The following is a 15,910-nucleotide window of genomic DNA, read 5'->3' on the forward strand; positions in this document are numbered from 1 at the left end:
AGGCCGGGTAAGGTGAAGCCGCCACCCGGCACATTGCCACAGACCGCATGATTCGTAGGCCGGGTAAGGCGAAGCCGCCACCCGGCACATTGCCACAGACCGCAAGATTTGTAGGCCGGGTAAGGCGAAGCCGCCACCCGGCACATTGCCACAGACCGCAAGATTCGTAGGCCGGGTAAGCAACTGCGCCACCCGGCAAAAAGCTACCGCGTGATCCACAGCGTGGGCCAGGCGTCTGGCCCGTTCCAGTTATCGCAGCTGGGTTCCTCAGCATAACGCACCAGGCGGAAACGCTGGCCGTCAAACCGCCAGCGCGTCTGGAACCCACAGTCGCCCATACCGCGCCCCAGCGAGAGCGTGGTCAGCTCGCGCGTCTTCTCATCAAAGCTGGCGTTCATCAACTCTATTTCGCTGCTGTCGCTTGACGGCGTAAACGGCAGACGCAGCCTGACGCTGCGGGCAGAAAACGGTTTCTTACGTGACACCAGCCACGCCAGATCGACGGTGTTATAGGCCCCCGCCTCGCAGCTGACGATCAGCAGCGCCTTGTCATCGGTCAACGCGGTGACGCGTACTTCCCGGCGGTTAGGATCCAGCGAGCACTGGCTGCTGTTCATCCTGCCGGTGCCATAATCCAGCAGGTCGTTCAGTTCGGCATGGGAAAGCGGTGTTGGGGTAGGATTAACGGTCGCCACCTTTTTCAGGGCGGGTGCGGGCGGTACGCTTAACGGCGGATCGTCACCTTTTCTGATCCACGCGGTTTCACTGCCCACGCGCTTTTGCTGCGCATCAATGAACAGCAGCGCGGCTTTCAGACCGCTCAGAGAAATCACCTGCTTACCGCCGCGAAGGGTCAGGGCCTTCCCTTCCTGGATATTTTTCAGAAAGGCGGTGATGGTGGTCGCATCGTCCGTTTTCAGATGCCAGGGCGTGAGTTGCCAGCGCTGTTTGTCCAGCTTCAGAGGAATATTATCCAGCAGCAGCCGGGGGGCAATCTCAGGCTCTTTCACGGAAGGCGTATCAAGCCCGCCGAGATCGATACGCAGCGTGGCATCCGTTTTCGCCCCGGCGCTTCGGGTGAGCGTCATGACCAGACCACGGTGTTCGCCCGTGTTGCGGGCAAGGCAAAAGTTCTGGTTATTGCAGGTCACCTGCCAGTCAGAAAAGGCTTGCTGCGCGGGTGCAGCCCGCACCTGCGGCGCGAGGAGCACATAAAACAGGGAAAATAAAAAGACGCTGTAGCGCATGAATGGCACAATCCCGGAACGAAAACGCGTAACTGGGCAGTATCTTCGTGTTCCCGCCGGGGTTGCTCAATCGGATTTATCAGATATACCCGAAAAACAGGCTATATCCGTTCGAAAGGGTGATTCATCAGCCCGGTCGTCTGTAAATACTGCAGTAATATCACCGCTTTACCATCCCTGATTTCGCCTGAACGCACCATCTCCAGCGCCCGGGCAAAAGGAAGCTCCAGCACTTCGATATCTTCATCCTCTACGCCGCCGCCCCGGTGAGTGCGCTGCGCGTCGCTGTATTCCGCGATGAAGAAATGGACGATTTCCGTCACGCCGCCCGGCGACATAAACAGCTCGAAGACCTTTTTGACCTCGCCCACTTCGAAGCCGGTCTCTTCGACGGCCTCTTTGCGGATGCAGACTTCAGGCTCATCGTCATCGAGCAGGCCCGCGCAGGTTTCAATCAGACGTCCGTCCGGGTTGCCATTGACCCACGTTGCCACCCTGAACTGGCGGATCAGCACCACGCTCTGCTTTTCACGATTATAGAGCAGGATAGTTGCCCCGTTGCCGCGGTCGTAGACCTCGCGCCTGTGGCGGATCACTTCACCGTTGTTACGCGTCAGATCGTAGGTGATGTTACGCAGGACAAAGTAGTTTTCAGAGAGAATTTTGTCTTTGATAACGTCTATTTTCAGGGTCATACGGGCTCCACGACACAATGAGTCGTCCTATACTACGCCGTGAATCCCGCTTTGTCGCCCGCCGGATTAATGATGCTGTGGCGCATTACCTCCCAGCCAGTCGAGTATTCCTTGCGCGGCATGACGTCCTTCCGCCATCGCGGTCACCACCAAATCCGCGCCGCGTACCGCATCGCCCCCGGCGAAGATCTGCGGGTTGGTCGTCTGGTAACGGTAGCGGCTCTCGACCGAGGCCACGATCCGTCCCCACTCGTCCGTTTCAACCCCCTGCGCCTGCAGCCAGGGCATCGCGTGCGGATTAAAACCAAACGCCATGATGACCGCATCCGCGTCCATCACAAACTCGCTGCCCGCCACCGGAACGGGCCGACGCCGTCCCTGCGCATCCGGTTCACCGAGCACGGTTCGCAGCATCCGGATACCGTTGACCTTACCGTTCGGATCCAGCGTCAGCTCAACCGGCTGAACGTTAAACTCAAACGCGGCCCCCTCTTCTCTGGCGTTCTTCACCTCTTTCTTCGAGCCTGGCATGTTGGCCTCATCCCGACGATAGGCGCAAGTGACGTTTGCCGCCCCGTGGCGTAACGCAGTGCGGACGCAGTCCATCGCGGTGTCGCCTCCGCCCAGCACCACCACGTTCAGGCCACGGGTGTCGATGAACGGTTCGCTGGCCGTCGCCTCCAGCCCCATAACATGCCGCGTGTTGCCCACCAGGAAAGGCAGCGCGTCGTAGACCCCTGGCGCGTCCTCGTTCGGGATACCCGCCTTCATCGAACGATAGGTTCCCACCCCAATAAACAGGGCGTCGTAATCGTGCTTTAGCTGTGACATCGACACGTCCTGGCCCACCTCGCAGTTCAGCTCGAAGCGGATCCCCATCGCGGTAAATATCTCTCTGCGCCGCGCGAGCAGCGATTTGTCGAGCTTAAATGCCGGGATGCCAAAGGTCAGCAAACCGCCGATCTCCGGATGCCGGTCATAGACCGTCACGCTCACGCCGTGGCGCGCCAGCACGTCGGCGCACGCCAGCCCGGCGGGCCCCGCGCCGACAATCGCGACACGTTTACCTGACGGCGTGACGGCGGACATATCCGGCCGCCAGTCCATCGCCAGCGCCCGATCGGCGATATAGCGCTCGATGTTGCCGATGGTCACGGCGCCCGCCGCTTCACGCAGCGTGCAGGCCCCCTCGCATAACCGGTCCTGCGGACAGACGCGGCCGGTAATTTCAGGTAAACAGTTGGTCTGATGAGAAAGCTCAGCCGCGCCGGTGATATCCCCCGCGTTGAGGCGCTCAATCCACTGCGGAATGTGGTTATGCAGCGGGCAGGTCCATTCGCAAATGCTGTGCTCGCCGCACTTCAGGCAGCGCGACGCCTCGCGGTTGGCCTGTTCGGCCCGGAACGACAGGTAAATTTCGCTAAAATGGCTCACGCGTTCGGCGGCAGCCAGCTTATCGGGCTCGCCGCGGGGCGCCGTCGCCTGCATCTGCTGCAGTTTGGTATGCGGCGCGTCCACGCTGACGGCGTCGGCACCATGCCAGGGTTGCGCCTCCAGGCAGGCCGTGCGCTGTCGGCGCGATTTCGCCAGATTATCCAGCACGGCAGGCGTCGCCAGAGAGAGGACATCTGCGGGGCAATTTGCGATACAGGCCGGCCCGTGTGGACGCGTCAGGCAGAGATCGCATTTATTCGCCGAGGCCTTCACGCTGCCGTTGTCGAGCGGGGTGACGATAATCTCCATCGTGCCAAACGGGCAGGCCACCACGCAGGCCTTACAGCCGATGCATTTTTGTTGATTCACCTGTACGCTGTCATCGCATTTGCTGATGGCGCCGTTCGGGCAGCTTTGCGCGCAGGGTGCATTTTCGCAATGATGGCAGGTCACCGGGCGGCTCTTCTCGCCGGATCTCAGGACCGTGATACGGGGATGAAAATGGCGCTCGCTCAGGACATGCTGCTCATCGTTGTGCGCCATCACGCAGGCCACTTCGCAGGCGCGACACCCAATGCACTGCTGGCTGTTAGCCATAATAAAACGATTCATAACCACACCTGTTTTTGGTTCAATAACCTTTCTCTTTATAAGAGTATGGTATTTACGCATCACGGTGCGATCGGGCAATGTTCAAATGCCCTGAACGCCCAATTATTTCCAGTGAACCTGTGGCAGATCAATTTTATTCAGAGAGCCGTTCTGTGACCGTTAAACGACCTGTTTCCGGAAGCCTTGCCTGGGCTTTCTTTTCGATCATTGCCCTATCCGTGCTCAGCAGCACCGTCGCGCTGCTGACGCTGGCCAGCAGCCAGCGCGATGCCGAAGCCATTAATATCGCCGGTTCGCTGCGCATGCAGAGCTATCGTCTGGGCTACGAGATGCAGCGCAACAGCCCTTCCCTTGCGGCACATCGCGAGAGCTGGCAACAGACGCTCGGCGCGCCTGCCCTGCAGAAGCTGAACCGCTGGTACGTCCCGGACAATGTGAAAGCACGCTATCAGCAGCTGCATGTGGCCTGGCAGGAGATGGATGCGCGCATCGCCCGCGGCGACAGCGCGTGGTATCAACGCAATATTGAAGATTTTGTCGGCCGCATTGATGCCTTTGTGCTCGCCCTCCAGCACTACACCGAACATAAAATTCAGACGGTCACCCTGCTCTCGCTGGCTGGCGCACTCGGGATCCTGCTGCTGACGCTGTTTACCCTGCGACGCATCCGTCGTCAGGTGGTGCTGCCGCTGAATAACCTGGTGGCGGCCAGCGAACGCATTGAGCGCGGCGAATTTGCCACTCCTGCGCCGGATAGCGCCCTGCCGAACGAGCTGGGCCAGCTTTCGCGCGCCTTTAACCACATGTCGGCCGAGCTCGATACACTCTACCGTTCGCTCGAAGCCTCGGTTGCGGAAAAGACGCGGCACCTGCACGAAGCCCACCAGCAGCTCGACATGCTGTTCAAGTGCTCGCAGGCGCTCAATACCGGCCAGATAGACAGCCACTGTTTCCGGCATATCCTGCAGATTGTCCATGACTATACGCAGATGAATTATCTGGAACTGCGCACCAGCGACGACTGGCGGCTGTGTGAAGGGACGGAGGCTGAGGGTATCCCTCTGCAAAACCTGCCGGTACTGATGCAGGACACGCTCTACGGCGAACTGCGCTGGCAAAGCGAGGCGGACAGCGTCCCCCTTCCGCTGATGAGAAGCGTGGCGACCATGCTCGGACGCGGGCTGTACTTTAACCAGGCGCAAAAGCATTACCAGCAGCTGCTGCTGATGGAAGAGCGCGCCACCATTGCCCGCGAGCTGCACGATTCGCTGGCGCAGGTGCTGTCGTATCTGCGCATTCAGCTTGCGCTGCTCAAACGCGCCGTGCCGGAAGAAAATACCCAAGCGCAGGCCATTATCACCGACTTCTCCCGTGAGCTGAACAACGCCTGGCAGCAGCTTCGCGAGCTGCTGACCACCTTCCGCCTGACGTTGAACCATGCGAATTTACCCGCGGCGCTGCAGGAGTCCCTCGACGGGCTGCAGAGCCAGACGCAGGCGAAACTGCATCTCGACTGCCGCCTCTCCTCGCTGGCGCTCGACGCGCAAAAGCAGGTGCATTTGCTGCAGATCGTGCGTGAGGCGGTGTTGAACGCCATTAAGCACGCGCAGGCAAGCGAAATCACCGTCAGCTGCGTGACCGCAGCGGACGGTACGCACAGCGTCAGCATTCGCGACAACGGCATCGGGATTGGCGAAGCCAGCGAGCCGCCGGGACATTACGGGCTGAACATTATGCGCGAACGCGCGCAGCGGCTTGGAGGAGTGCTGCACTTTTCACAGCCGCAAAACGGCGGCACGCTGGTCAGCGTGACGTTCCCGGCGCCCACGCCGTTTACGGGTAAATAACGGTAAAGAGGGAAGCGCAGGGAAAAGCGCATGATAATTTACACTATCTCCTTTATTTCTCCACGTTTGACCTGGGCCTTACCGCTAAAGTTATGCGGGCAATAAACAATAATGACGTGCAGCAAAACGAGGTCACACTTTCATGGCGAATTTTTTCATCGATCGCCCCATTTTTGCCTGGGTGCTTGCCATCCTGTTGTGTCTGACAGGCGTCCTGGCGATTACTTCACTTCCCGTTGAGCAATACCCCGACCTGGCACCGCCGAACGTGCGCGTCACCGCAAACTACCCCGGCGCGTCGGCACAGACGCTGGAAAATACCGTGACGCAGGTTATCGAGCAGAACATGACGGGTCTGGATAACCTGATGTACATGTCCTCGCAAAGCAGCGCCACGGGACAGGCGACGGTCACCCTGAGCTTTAAGGCGGGCACCGACCCGGACGAAGCGGTGCAGCAGGTCCAAAACCAGCTGCAGTCGGCCATGCGCAAGCTGCCCCAGGCGGTGCAAAACCAGGGCGTGACCGTGCGCAAAACCGGCGATACCAACATATTGACCATCGCCTTTGTCTCGACAGATGGTTCGATGGATAAACAGGACATCGCGGACTACGTCGCCAGTAATATTCAGGATCCCATCAGCCGGATCAACGGCGTCGGGGATATCGACGCCTATGGCTCACAATACTCCATGCGTATCTGGCTCGATCCCAACAAGCTGAACAGCTACCAGATGACGGCAACCGACGTGACGGATGCTATCAAAGCCCAGAACGCCCAGATTGCCGTGGGGCAACTGGGGGGAACGCCTTCCGTTGATAAGCAAGCCCTGAACGCCACCATTAATTCACAATCCCTGCTGCAGACGCCGGACCAGTTCCGCAATATCACCCTGCGCGTGAATCAGGACGGGTCGGAAGTGCGTCTCGGCGATGTCGCCACGGTGGAGATGGGGGCGGAGAAATACGACTACCTGAGCCGCTTTAACGGCAATCAGGCCTCCGGTCTGGGGATTAAACTGGCCTCCGGCGCGAACGAAATGGCGACGGCAAAACTGGTGTTAGACCGTCTGGACGAGCTGTCGCAGTATTTCCCGCACGGGCTGGAGTACAAAGTCGCCTATGAAACCACCTCCTTCGTAAAAGCCTCCATTGAGGACGTGGTGAAGACTCTGCTGGAAGCCATCGCGCTGGTGTTCCTGGTCATGTACCTGTTCCTGCAAAACTTCCGCGCGACGCTGATCCCCACCATTGCCGTCCCCGTGGTGTTGCTGGGGACCTTTGCGGTGCTCTACGCCTTCGGGTACAGCATTAATACCCTGACGATGTTTGCGATGGTGCTGGCAATCGGCCTTCTGGTGGATGATGCCATCGTGGTAGTTGAAAACGTCGAGCGCATCATGAGCGAAGAAGGGCTCTCTCCGCGCCAGGCGACGCGCAAGTCCATGGGGCAAATTCAGGGGGCGCTGGTCGGGATTGCGATGGTGCTGTCGGCCGTCTTTATCCCGATGGCCTTCTTTGGCGGCACCACCGGGGCGATTTACCGCCAGTTCTCGATCACCATCGTCTCGGCGATGGTGCTCTCGGTGCTGGTCGCGCTGATCCTCACCCCCGCGCTCTGCGCCACCATTCTGAAACCGCTGCACAAAGGAGAGCATCACGGGCAGAAAGGGTTCTTCGGCTGGTTTAACCGCATGTTCAACCGCAACGCCGCGCGGTATGAATCTGCCGTTGGTCGCGTACTGCACCGCAGCCTGCGCTGGATGATGATTTACGTTGTGCTGCTGGGCGGCATGGTCTGGCTGTTCCTGCACCTGCCCACCTCGTTCCTGCCGATGGAAGACCGGGGGATGTTCACCACCTCGGTGCAGCTTCCGAGCGGCGCAACGCAGCAGCAGACGCTGAAAGTGGTGCAGAAAGTGGAACAGTACTTCTTCACCAAAGAGAAAGATAACGTAGTGTCGGTCTTCTCCACCGTCGGCTCCGGCCCGGGCGGAAACGGACAGAACGTCGCCCGCATGTTTGTTCGCCTGAAGGACTGGGACGAGCGCGATACCCGGACGGGCACCTCGTTTGCCATCATTGAACGTGCGACAAAAGCCTTTGCGCACATCAAAGAGGCGCGCGTCTTTGCCAGCAGTCCTCCGGCGATAAGCGGGCTGGGCAGTTCCGCCGGGTTCGATATGGAGCTGCAGGATCACGCCGGTGCAGGCCATACGGCGCTGATGGCGGCACGCGATAAGCTGTTAGCGCTGGCAGGCAACGATCCTGGCCTGACCCGCGTTCGCCATAACGGCCTCGACGACAGCCCGCAGCTTCAGGTGGATATCGACCAGCGTAAGGCGCAGGCGCTGGGCGTCTCGATCAACGATATCAACGACACCCTGCAAACGGCGTGGGGGTCGAGCTATGTGAATGACTTTATGGATCGCGGCCGCGTGAAAAAAGTGTATGTCCAGTCCGCCGCGCCGTTCCGCATGCTGCCGGATGATATTAACCGCTGGTTTGTCAGAAATAATGCTGGCGGCATGGTGCCGTTCTCCGCCTTTGCCAGTTCGCACTGGGAGAGCGGATCGCCACGCCTGGAACGCTATAACGGCTATTCTGCGGTTGAAATCGTCGGAGAAGCCGCGCCGGGCGTCAGCACCGGTACCGCCATGGACACCATGGAAAAACTGGTGCAACAGCTGCCCGCCGGTTTTGGTCTCGAGTGGACGGCCATGTCTTACCAGGAGCGTCTCTCAGGGGCGCAGGCCCCCGCCCTTTACGCGCTCTCGCTGCTGGTGGTCTTCCTCTGCCTTGCCGCCCTGTATGAGAGCTGGTCGGTCCCATTCTCGGTCATGCTGGTCGTGCCCCTTGGGGTTATCGGTGCGCTGCTCGCGACCTGGATGCGCGGCCTGGAGAACGATGTTTACTTCCAGGTGGGCCTGCTCACCGTCATTGGGCTATCGGCGAAAAACGCCATTCTGATCGTTGAGTTTGCCAACGAGATGAATGCCAAAGGCCACGAACTGATGGCCGCCACGCTGCACGCCTGCCGTCAGCGCCTGCGTCCGATCCTGATGACATCGCTGGCGTTTATTTTTGGTGTACTGCCGATGGCGACCAGCACCGGCGCAGGCTCCAGCAGCCAGCATGCCGTCGGCACAGGGGTGATGGGCGGCATGATTTCGGCCACCATCCTGGCCATTTACTTCGTTCCGCTGTTCTTTGTGCTGGTGCGTCGCCGCTTCCCGCTAAAGGAACGTCCTGAGTAAGTGGTTGAAATAAAAAAAGGCGGCTTTATCGGCCGCCTTTTTACTGTGTGATTAATTCACACTATGGTTATTTTACTTATTTTAGTGCTCTTGCAATTCTTACTGAATGTCATTTACGAAGCATGCCTTCGATAAAATCTTTCCAGTTCCCCAGTTCACGTTCAATCATAACAACCTCTCTTATTATTATGCGCATTCTACAAAAACGTACCATCATTGTGAAGACTATTTAACCAATTGCTGTGATTGTACCCCACGTCCTGCGGGGATTTATGATAAATATGAACGGAGAGCCCTCAATTTTTTGTGACGGCCAGCAATATTTTGAAATAACCCTACGAACGGGTGAGTTTTATTTTATTGGCTGAGTTTATTGGGTTTTTAAAGTTTATGGACATCTATGCTTAAATGATGAAAGAATATTCAGCGTACAGTTGTGAGTTGAATTAAGCAGGCGCATTAATCCAGACAATTCCTGAATGTGTTATATTCCACTTAAGGATATATCTTCGAATTTACTGAACATTTAATTATCAGAACATCAAAAGGATTCACCATGGTTGTGATGTACGGCATTAAAAATTGCGACACCATCAAAAAAGCCCGCCGCTGGCTGGACGCTAACAGCGTGGAGTACCGCTTCCACGATTACCGTGCCGATGGGCTCGATGCAGAATTTCTGTATAGCGCTATTCGCGAACTGGGCTGGGAAGCCCTGCTGAACACCCGCGGTACCACCTGGCGTAAACTGGACGACTCTCTGCGCGCCAGCATCAAAGATGCCGACAGCGCGGCAAAACTGATGCTCGAAATGCCGGCAATTATCAAACGCCCATTGCTCTGCGCGCCAGGGCAGCCTATGCTGCTGGGTTTCAGTGAAACCCTTTATTCCGACTTTTTTCGTTGAGGTGTAGTTTATGTCATGCCCGGTCATTGAGCTGACTCAGCAGCTTATTCGCCGTCCTTCCCTTAGCCCGGACGACGCAGGTTGTCAGGCTCTTATGATTGAACGCCTGCGCGCCATCGGTTTTACCGTTGAACGCATGGATTTTGGCGATACCCAGAACTTCTGGGCGTGGCGCGGACAGGGCGAAACGCTGGCCTTCGCCGGGCATACTGACGTCGTTCCCGCCGGTGACGCGGATCGCTGGATTAACCCGCCGTTTGAGCCGACCATTCGGGATGGCATGCTGTTTGGTCGCGGCGCGGCAGACATGAAAGGCTCTCTGGCGGCGATGGTCGTGGCGGCAGAGCGCTTTGTGGCGCAGCATCCGAACCACAAAAACCGTCTCGCGTTTTTGATCACCTCCGACGAAGAAGCCAGCGCGCACAACGGTACCGTAAAGGTCGTTGAAGCGCTGATGGCACGCAACGAGCGTCTCGACTACTGTCTGGTCGGTGAGCCGTCCAGCACCGAAGTGGTGGGTGACGTCGTCAAAAACGGACGCCGTGGCTCGCTGACCTGTAACCTGACCATTCACGGCGTTCAGGGCCACGTTGCGTATCCGCATCTCGCCGATAACCCGGTTCACCGCGCCGCGCCAATGCTGAGCGAGCTGGTGGCGATTGAGTGGGATAAGGGCAACGAGTTCTTCCCGCCGACCAGCATGCAGATAGCAAACGTCAAGGCCGGGACCGGCAGCAATAACGTGATCCCGGGGGATTATTTCGTCCAGTTCAACTTCCGCTTCAGCACGGAACTGACCGATGAAATGATCAAGGCGCGCGTTATCGCCCTGCTGGAAAAATATCAGCTGCGCTATACCGTGGAGTGGTGGCTTTCCGGCCAGCCGTTCCTGACGCAGCGTGGCAAACTGGTGGATGCGGTGGTGAACGCCATCGAGCACTATAATGAAATTAAGCCACAGCTGCTGACAACGGGTGGTACCTCAGACGGACGCTTTATCGCCCGTATGGGTGCTCAGGTTGTCGAACTGGGGCCAGTGAACGCAACCATTCATAAAATAAATGAGTGTGTCAATGCGGCAGATTTACAACTGCTGGCCCGTATGTATCAACGTATTATGGAGCAAATCGTCGCCTGACGAACGCTCTGAGAGGAATAGCGAATGGATTGGCTTTCAAAGTACTGGTGGGTTCTGGTGTTGGTTTTTCTGGTCGGCGTACTGCTTAACGTGATTAAAGACCTTAAGCGCGTGGACCATAAAAAATTTCTCGCCAACAAACCGGATCTTCCCCCGCACCGTGATTTCAACGACAAGTGGGACGATGACGACGACTGGCCGAAGAAAGACCAGAAGAAGTAACCGGTCTGTATCCCCTCTCCTGTGGAGAGGGGATAACCTCACATAAACTCAACAATATCATCATTATCCGGCTTACCGCCGCTGAGCGCTTCATCAAAGTAGTGCTTCGGTACGGTATAGCGTAAACGATCGAGCGCAAACTGCATGCTGCGGTCGTCAATGGCGTGGCCCAGATCGTCAACAATATCCAGCGTCACATCCCCACCTTCCCGAATCAGCGCTTCCTGGGCAGCAACCGCATGCGAGAGTTCAATCACCCGGTCTTCACCGCCGTGGATTAAGTGGATCGTGGTCTGCGTGGTTGCGCTTGTCGGTAACGTCGCAAAACGGCCGTTAAACGCGATCACCCGTGACACCAGACCTGGCTGCGCCTTTACGCTTTCCAGCGACATGATTGACCCCTGCGAGAAGCCAATCAGCGCGGTGGCATCGGCTCCTACGCCGCTCTGCTGCTGCCAGTAGCGGACGACCTCGATAAAGGTCGGCATGATGGCATCAATGCGCGCCTGACGGTTCTCTTCCGTCACGCCCTGAACCGAGAACCACTGGCGCCCGTTCGGGCCGCATGGCTCTACGCCACCAATGCTAACAATCAATGCCTCCGGAAAAACGGGCGCAAACCAGCTGCCAATCTGACCCATATTAACGGCATTATCGCCAACCCCATGAAACAGAAGCAGTAACTGTTTAGCCGGTTTGTCAGGGCTTTGAACAACAAAATGGTCGTGTTTCATGGTGGTCTCCTTAATAGATGACCTGGATTCTACGCCTCCCGGCGGGAATGACCATGCCACTTTACTGAAGAAGTCATTGAAAAAATTGCCATTGCAAAATGGCTTCCTTCAACTGCTGGCAGCGGGGATAATCAAGGCTTTCAAGCGCTTGCGCGGTTTCACTGCGCAGCTTGACCAGCAACGCTTTTCGCCCGACCTCATCCGTTTTCCCTGCCATTTTCCCCCGCAGGGCCGGAAGCGGCATATCAACGGTGAGCAACAACCGCGTCAGCGCGGCAACCGAGGTTGAAAACGCGCGATGGGCAAACGCAAACCCCGCCAGCTCCCGCCAGTCATCACTATTAAGGGTAGCTTCCCAGCCGTCGTCCACCGGGATCTTTTCACCGTTCCAGGCCGACAGGACGCGCATATCCCGGCACAAACGCTGATGTTCCTGCGCGCACAGCCGATGCCCTGCCTCGCTCAGCGGCAGCAGCGCCATCGCCGTGTAGCAGCCACTGCTGGCTTCCCGATGGCTCCCCATCCGCACCAGCACAAACCCGCACCGCTGCCAGAAATGCCACAGCTCGTCGGTATAACCGAAACTCACCGACAGATAATCTTCCCCGCGGGCGCTACGGATAAGCCGTTGCCCGATGCCTTCCCGCTGGCGCAGGGGGTGAACCGCAATGCGGCTAACCCGTCGCCCTTTCAGCGTTGCCGCGAGCGGAGAGCCGCCGTGCGCCGCCAGGGACTGCGCCACGAGATTCCCGCGTGGACGCCGGTATCCCGCCCACACGGCGCGGCTAAGCTCAGGGGACAACCCGCCCTCTTCCACCAGCCAGAGCGCGCCTGCAATCTCTGCCTCCGTCCCGGCAACAGCAAAGTGCTGGCCGGGCGCGTCCATCATCCGGCGTAAATCGAGCGGTGAAGTACGGTAGTGTGCCGCACACAGCAGTTCATACACGCTTGCCACGCGTGCCGGGTCGCTCTCCCACATCCGCGGCGCCAGCGGCGTTATACGCACGTCGCCTTCCGGTTTGCGGTCGATAAGCGCATCATCAAATAACAGAGCATTCGCCACGAACCGCTCAAGCGGACATCCGGCAGCCCAGCGAATGGGGGTCGATAAGGCATAATGCCGCAGTCCGCTAAAACGGGCGCAGAACTTCAGCAGGAACCCCCTGCCCGTCCCTTCATAGCCCTGAACCGTGGTGGTTAACACTACGCGCGGAAAGCGCGTGACCAGCTTCTCCAGCAGCGGGCCCGGGATGGCAGCCGCTTCATCGACAATCAGCCAGTCGGCCTGCAGCGTGGAGGCCAGCAGCGCATCCGGGGCCATAAAGTGGAAATGCTCGCCCGCAAAGCGCGCGATGACATCCGTTGCCCCTTTAGCCGGTGCCGTGACCACCGCACGCCCCTGAATGCTACTGAGCAGCATCCCCGCCAGCGCTGACTTTCCGCGCCCGCGCGGTGCCGTTACCGCGGCAATGCCCGCAGGCATGGTCAGAAGCGCGTCGAGGATCTCTGCCTGCTCACGCTGCGGTGCGCCGCTGGCAGGCTGCCAGGCGGGTAAATCCGGCGCAACGGAAACGGACAAGGGACGATGCTGCTGCCAGACAATCGCATCCGAATCGGTGGCAAGCGTCCGACAGAAGTGGTGCACAAAGTGTGGAGTGGCGATCGGCTCCGCGCTGTCGCTCCAGCGCAAAGAATCGCTGTCTGGCCTGTCGGCCCAGTCAGCAAGCGGAGGAACCAGCAGCACAAGGAGGCTTCCGGCGCGCAGCGTTCCGCTGAGCGCGGCGAACGCTGAGACGTCAAACCCGGCGCGCGCGTCAAAGACAGCATGCCGATATTCGCGTCCCAGCAGTCCGCTGAGGGCTTTAGAGGGATTATCATCCAGCCACAGCCAGTCTCCCGGCAGGGTATTACGCAGGTCAGTCGCCTGACTCAAGGTCCACTGCGCTTCACCGCTGAGCACCACCAGCCGACGATGGCCGGTGCGCTCAAGCTCGCGTATCAGCTGATCAAACGCCAGCATTACATCGCTTTGCCGAAGGTATTACACTGCGCCGGGTCGCCGCTGTCGAAACCGCGTTTAAACCAGCTGTAGCGCTGCTGTGATGTACCGTGGGTGAAGCTGTCCGGCACGACGCGCCCCTGGCTCTGCTGCTGAAGGCGGTCGTCACCGATCGCCTGAGCGGCATTCAGCGCCTCCTCAAGATCGCCGGATTCCAGCACGCCCTGCTGCTGCATGCTGTGGCCCCAGACGCCCGCGAAGCAGTCCGCCTGCAGCTCCATTTTGACGGACAGGCGGTTCACTTCCGCCTGAGACGCATTTTGCTGGAGCTGGCGCACTTTTGGCTCAATCCCCAGCAGCTTTTGCACGTGATGGCCGACTTCATGCGCGATCACGTAGCCCTGGGCAAAATCGCCGTCAGCGCCAAGCTTGCGTTTCATGTCATCGTAAAAGGAGAGATCGATATAGACGGTGCCGTCCGCCGGGCAGTAGAACGGCCCCATCACGGACTGTCCGGTACCGCATCCGGTGCGGGTGGCGCCCCGGTACATCACCAGCTTCGGCTGCTGGTAGGTGCGCCCCATTTTCTCAAACAGCTGACCCCAGGTATCTTCCGTTGTGGCGAGGATCACGGAGGTAAATTTGGCCGCTTCATCTTCATTCGGGCTGATGGAGCGCTGAGAATGCTGCTGTTGCAGCGGCTGACCGGTCATTAACCCGGTGAGATCGACGCCGTAATACCCCGCGACCAGCACCACTATCAGCAGGATGATACCGCCCTTGCCGCTGGGTAAACGGAAGCCGGGTCCCCCCATGGAAGGACCGCCGCCGCCATCACTGCGTCTGTCTTCTACATTGTCACTTTCACGACGCCCTTGCCAGCGCATAACCACCTCGAACTATTCCATTTATAATAGCTATGATCGTAGGCGGTTAACGACAAGATTACCATAGGAAACAAAGGTAAGACGCCAAAGGATGCGAACATCCTTTGGCAAGTGAGGGAGTTAGTCGAGCTTAACGCCTAAACGGTGAGCAACCGCTTCGTAGGCTTCAATCAGGCCACCCAGGCTCTGACGGAAACGGTCTTTGTCCATTTTATCCAGGGTTTCTTTGTCCCACAGGCGGCTGCCGTCCGGTGAGAACTCATCGCCCAGCACCACTTCGCCTTTGAACAGACCAAACTCCAGCTTGAAGTCGACGAGGATCAGGCCCGCGTCATCAAACAATTTTTTCAGCACGTCGTTGGCTTTGTAGGTCAGCTCTTTCATGCGCGCCAGGTTCTCTTTGTTCACCCAGCCGAAGGTTTCGCAGTAGGAATCATTGACCATCGGGTCGTGCATGGCGTCGTTTTTCAGGAACAGATCGAACAGCGGTGGATTCAGTTCGATACCTTCTTCAATGCCCAGACGCTTCACCAGGGAGCCCGCCGCACGGTTACGAATAACGCACTCAACCGGAACCATATCCAGTTTTTTCACCAGACATTCCGTATCGGACAGCAACGCTTCCATCTGAGTCGGGATACCCGCTTCGGCCAGTTTGGTCATAATGAAGTGGTTGAACTTGTTGTTCACCATGCCTTTACGATCGAACTGCTCAATGCGTGCGCCATCCCCTGCTGACGTATCATTGCGGAACTCGAGCACCAACAGATCCGGGTTTTCCGTGCTGTATACGGTCTTCGCTTTGCCACGATACAACTCAGCTTGCTTCTGCATCTTCATTACTCCTGGTGTGATGATTTGTGTTCAAAACTGGGGATATTATGCCACGCACACGTTTGCGTAGCACGAAAATAAAAAGGGCTGGATTCACC

The 15,910-nt window shown here is 58.2% G+C and carries 13 protein-coding genes; 5 read left to right on the top strand and 8 right to left on the bottom strand.

Features of this window, described 5'->3' with window-relative positions; genetic code table 11:
- Window positions 1-203: 203 nt before the first annotated feature.
- From ABFV38_RS15995 to aegA, 3 genes are all read right to left on the bottom strand, one after another.
- Window positions 204-1,247, bottom strand: coding sequence for a DUF1176 domain-containing protein (locus tag ABFV38_RS15995; protein ID WP_126534719.1), 1,044 nt, complete (start codon window positions 1,245-1,247; stop codon window positions 204-206).
- A gap of 101 nt (window positions 1,248-1,348) precedes the next feature.
- Window positions 1,349-1,942, bottom strand: coding sequence for a GDP-mannose pyrophosphatase NudK (gene nudK, locus ABFV38_RS16000; RefSeq protein WP_348957558.1), 594 nt, complete (start codon window positions 1,940-1,942; stop codon window positions 1,349-1,351).
- A gap of 66 nt (window positions 1,943-2,008) precedes the next feature.
- Entirely contained in the window at window positions 2,009-3,988 is a 1,980-nt protein-coding gene (aegA, locus tag ABFV38_RS16005; RefSeq protein ID WP_348957559.1) for a formate-dependent uric acid utilization protein AegA, read from the bottom strand.
- Between the two features lie 152 nt (window positions 3,989-4,140).
- Here aegA and narQ point away from each other — a divergent pair, with 152 nt between their 5' ends.
- On the top strand, window positions 4,141-5,835 hold the full coding sequence (gene narQ / locus ABFV38_RS16010) for a nitrate/nitrite two-component system sensor histidine kinase NarQ (protein WP_348957560.1): 1,695 nt from the start codon (window positions 4,141-4,143) through the stop codon (window positions 5,833-5,835).
- Between the two features lie 142 nt (window positions 5,836-5,977).
- Complete coding sequence (gene acrD / locus ABFV38_RS16015) at window positions 5,978-9,091, top strand: multidrug efflux RND transporter permease AcrD (RefSeq protein WP_008501624.1); 3,114 nt, start codon at window positions 5,978-5,980, stop codon at window positions 9,089-9,091.
- A gap of 109 nt (window positions 9,092-9,200) precedes the next feature.
- Here the strand turns inward: acrD and ypfM are convergent, their stop codons facing one another.
- Entirely contained in the window at window positions 9,201-9,260 is a 60-nt protein-coding gene (gene ypfM, locus ABFV38_RS16020; protein ID WP_015572204.1) for a protein YpfM, read from the bottom strand.
- A gap of 387 nt (window positions 9,261-9,647) precedes the next feature.
- Here ypfM and ABFV38_RS16025 point away from each other — a divergent pair, with 387 nt between their 5' ends.
- Genes ABFV38_RS16025 through ABFV38_RS16035 form a run of 3 tightly spaced genes read left to right on the top strand, consistent with a single transcriptional unit; the run spans window position 9,648 to window position 11,358 of the window.
- A complete protein-coding gene (locus tag ABFV38_RS16025) occupies window positions 9,648-9,998 on the top strand; it encodes an ArsC family reductase (protein WP_348957561.1) in 351 nt (116 codons plus the stop codon).
- Between the two features lie 10 nt (window positions 9,999-10,008).
- Entirely contained in the window at window positions 10,009-11,136 is a 1,128-nt protein-coding gene (dapE, locus tag ABFV38_RS16030) for a succinyl-diaminopimelate desuccinylase (protein WP_023294260.1), read from the top strand.
- A gap of 24 nt (window positions 11,137-11,160) precedes the next feature.
- Entirely contained in the window at window positions 11,161-11,358 is a 198-nt protein-coding gene (locus ABFV38_RS16035; protein WP_008501627.1) for a YpfN family protein, read from the top strand.
- A gap of 38 nt (window positions 11,359-11,396) precedes the next feature.
- On the opposite strand, the gene ypfH is transcribed toward ABFV38_RS16035, so the two are convergent.
- The 4 genes from ypfH to purC all read right to left on the bottom strand — a co-directional run bounded on the left by ypfH (window position 11,397) and on the right by purC (window position 15,812).
- Window positions 11,397-12,092 carry an esterase gene (gene ypfH, locus ABFV38_RS16040; RefSeq protein ID WP_048029615.1) on the bottom strand — a complete coding sequence of 232 codons (696 nt, stop codon included), beginning with the start codon at window positions 12,090-12,092 and terminating at the stop codon, window positions 11,397-11,399.
- A 73-nt stretch (window positions 12,093-12,165) separates the two neighbouring features.
- A complete protein-coding gene (locus ABFV38_RS16045; RefSeq protein ID WP_348957562.1) occupies window positions 12,166-14,112 on the bottom strand; it encodes a GNAT family N-acetyltransferase in 1,947 nt (648 codons plus the stop codon).
- A complete protein-coding gene (locus ABFV38_RS16050; protein ID WP_126289279.1) occupies window positions 14,112-14,978 on the bottom strand; it encodes a neutral zinc metallopeptidase in 867 nt (288 codons plus the stop codon). Before ABFV38_RS16050 ends, ABFV38_RS16045 begins: the two co-directional genes overlap by 1 nt.
- Window positions 14,979-15,098: 120 nt before the next feature.
- Window positions 15,099-15,812 carry a phosphoribosylaminoimidazolesuccinocarboxamide synthase gene (gene purC, locus ABFV38_RS16055; protein ID WP_008501631.1) on the bottom strand — a complete coding sequence of 238 codons (714 nt, stop codon included), beginning with the start codon at window positions 15,810-15,812 and terminating at the stop codon, window positions 15,099-15,101.
- Window positions 15,813-15,910: the final 98 nt, after the last annotated feature.

It is taken from the genome of Enterobacter cloacae complex sp. Mu1197, from assembly GCF_040059225.1.
GTDB classification, from domain to species: Bacteria; Pseudomonadota; Gammaproteobacteria; order Enterobacterales; family Enterobacteriaceae; genus Enterobacter; species Enterobacter quasiroggenkampii.

Coding starts and splice junctions, on each gene's coding strand:
- aegA (WP_348957559.1), bottom strand. CDS start 3,988: ATGAATCGTTTTATTATGGCTAACAGCCAGCAGTGCATTGGGTGTCGC.
- nudK (WP_348957558.1), bottom strand. CDS start 1,942: ATGACCCTGAAAATAGACGTTATCAAAGACAAAATTCTCTCTGAAAAC.
- ABFV38_RS16050 (WP_126289279.1), bottom strand. CDS start 14,978: ATGCGCTGGCAAGGGCGTCGTGAAAGTGACAATGTAGAAGACAGACGC.
- acrD (WP_008501624.1), top strand. CDS start 5,978: ATGGCGAATTTTTTCATCGATCGCCCCATTTTTGCCTGGGTGCTTGCC.
- ypfH (WP_048029615.1), bottom strand. CDS start 12,092: ATGAAACACGACCATTTTGTTGTTCAAAGCCCTGACAAACCGGCTAAA.
- purC (WP_008501631.1), bottom strand. CDS start 15,812: ATGCAGAAGCAAGCTGAGTTGTATCGTGGCAAAGCGAAGACCGTATAC.
- ABFV38_RS16025 (WP_348957561.1), top strand. CDS start 9,648: ATGGTTGTGATGTACGGCATTAAAAATTGCGACACCATCAAAAAAGCC.
- ABFV38_RS16035 (WP_008501627.1), top strand. CDS start 11,161: ATGGATTGGCTTTCAAAGTACTGGTGGGTTCTGGTGTTGGTTTTTCTG.
- ABFV38_RS16045 (WP_348957562.1), bottom strand. CDS start 14,112: ATGCTGGCGTTTGATCAGCTGATACGCGAGCTTGAGCGCACCGGCCAT.
- dapE (WP_023294260.1), top strand. CDS start 10,009: ATGTCATGCCCGGTCATTGAGCTGACTCAGCAGCTTATTCGCCGTCCT.
- ABFV38_RS15995 (WP_126534719.1), bottom strand. CDS start 1,247: ATGCGCTACAGCGTCTTTTTATTTTCCCTGTTTTATGTGCTCCTCGCG.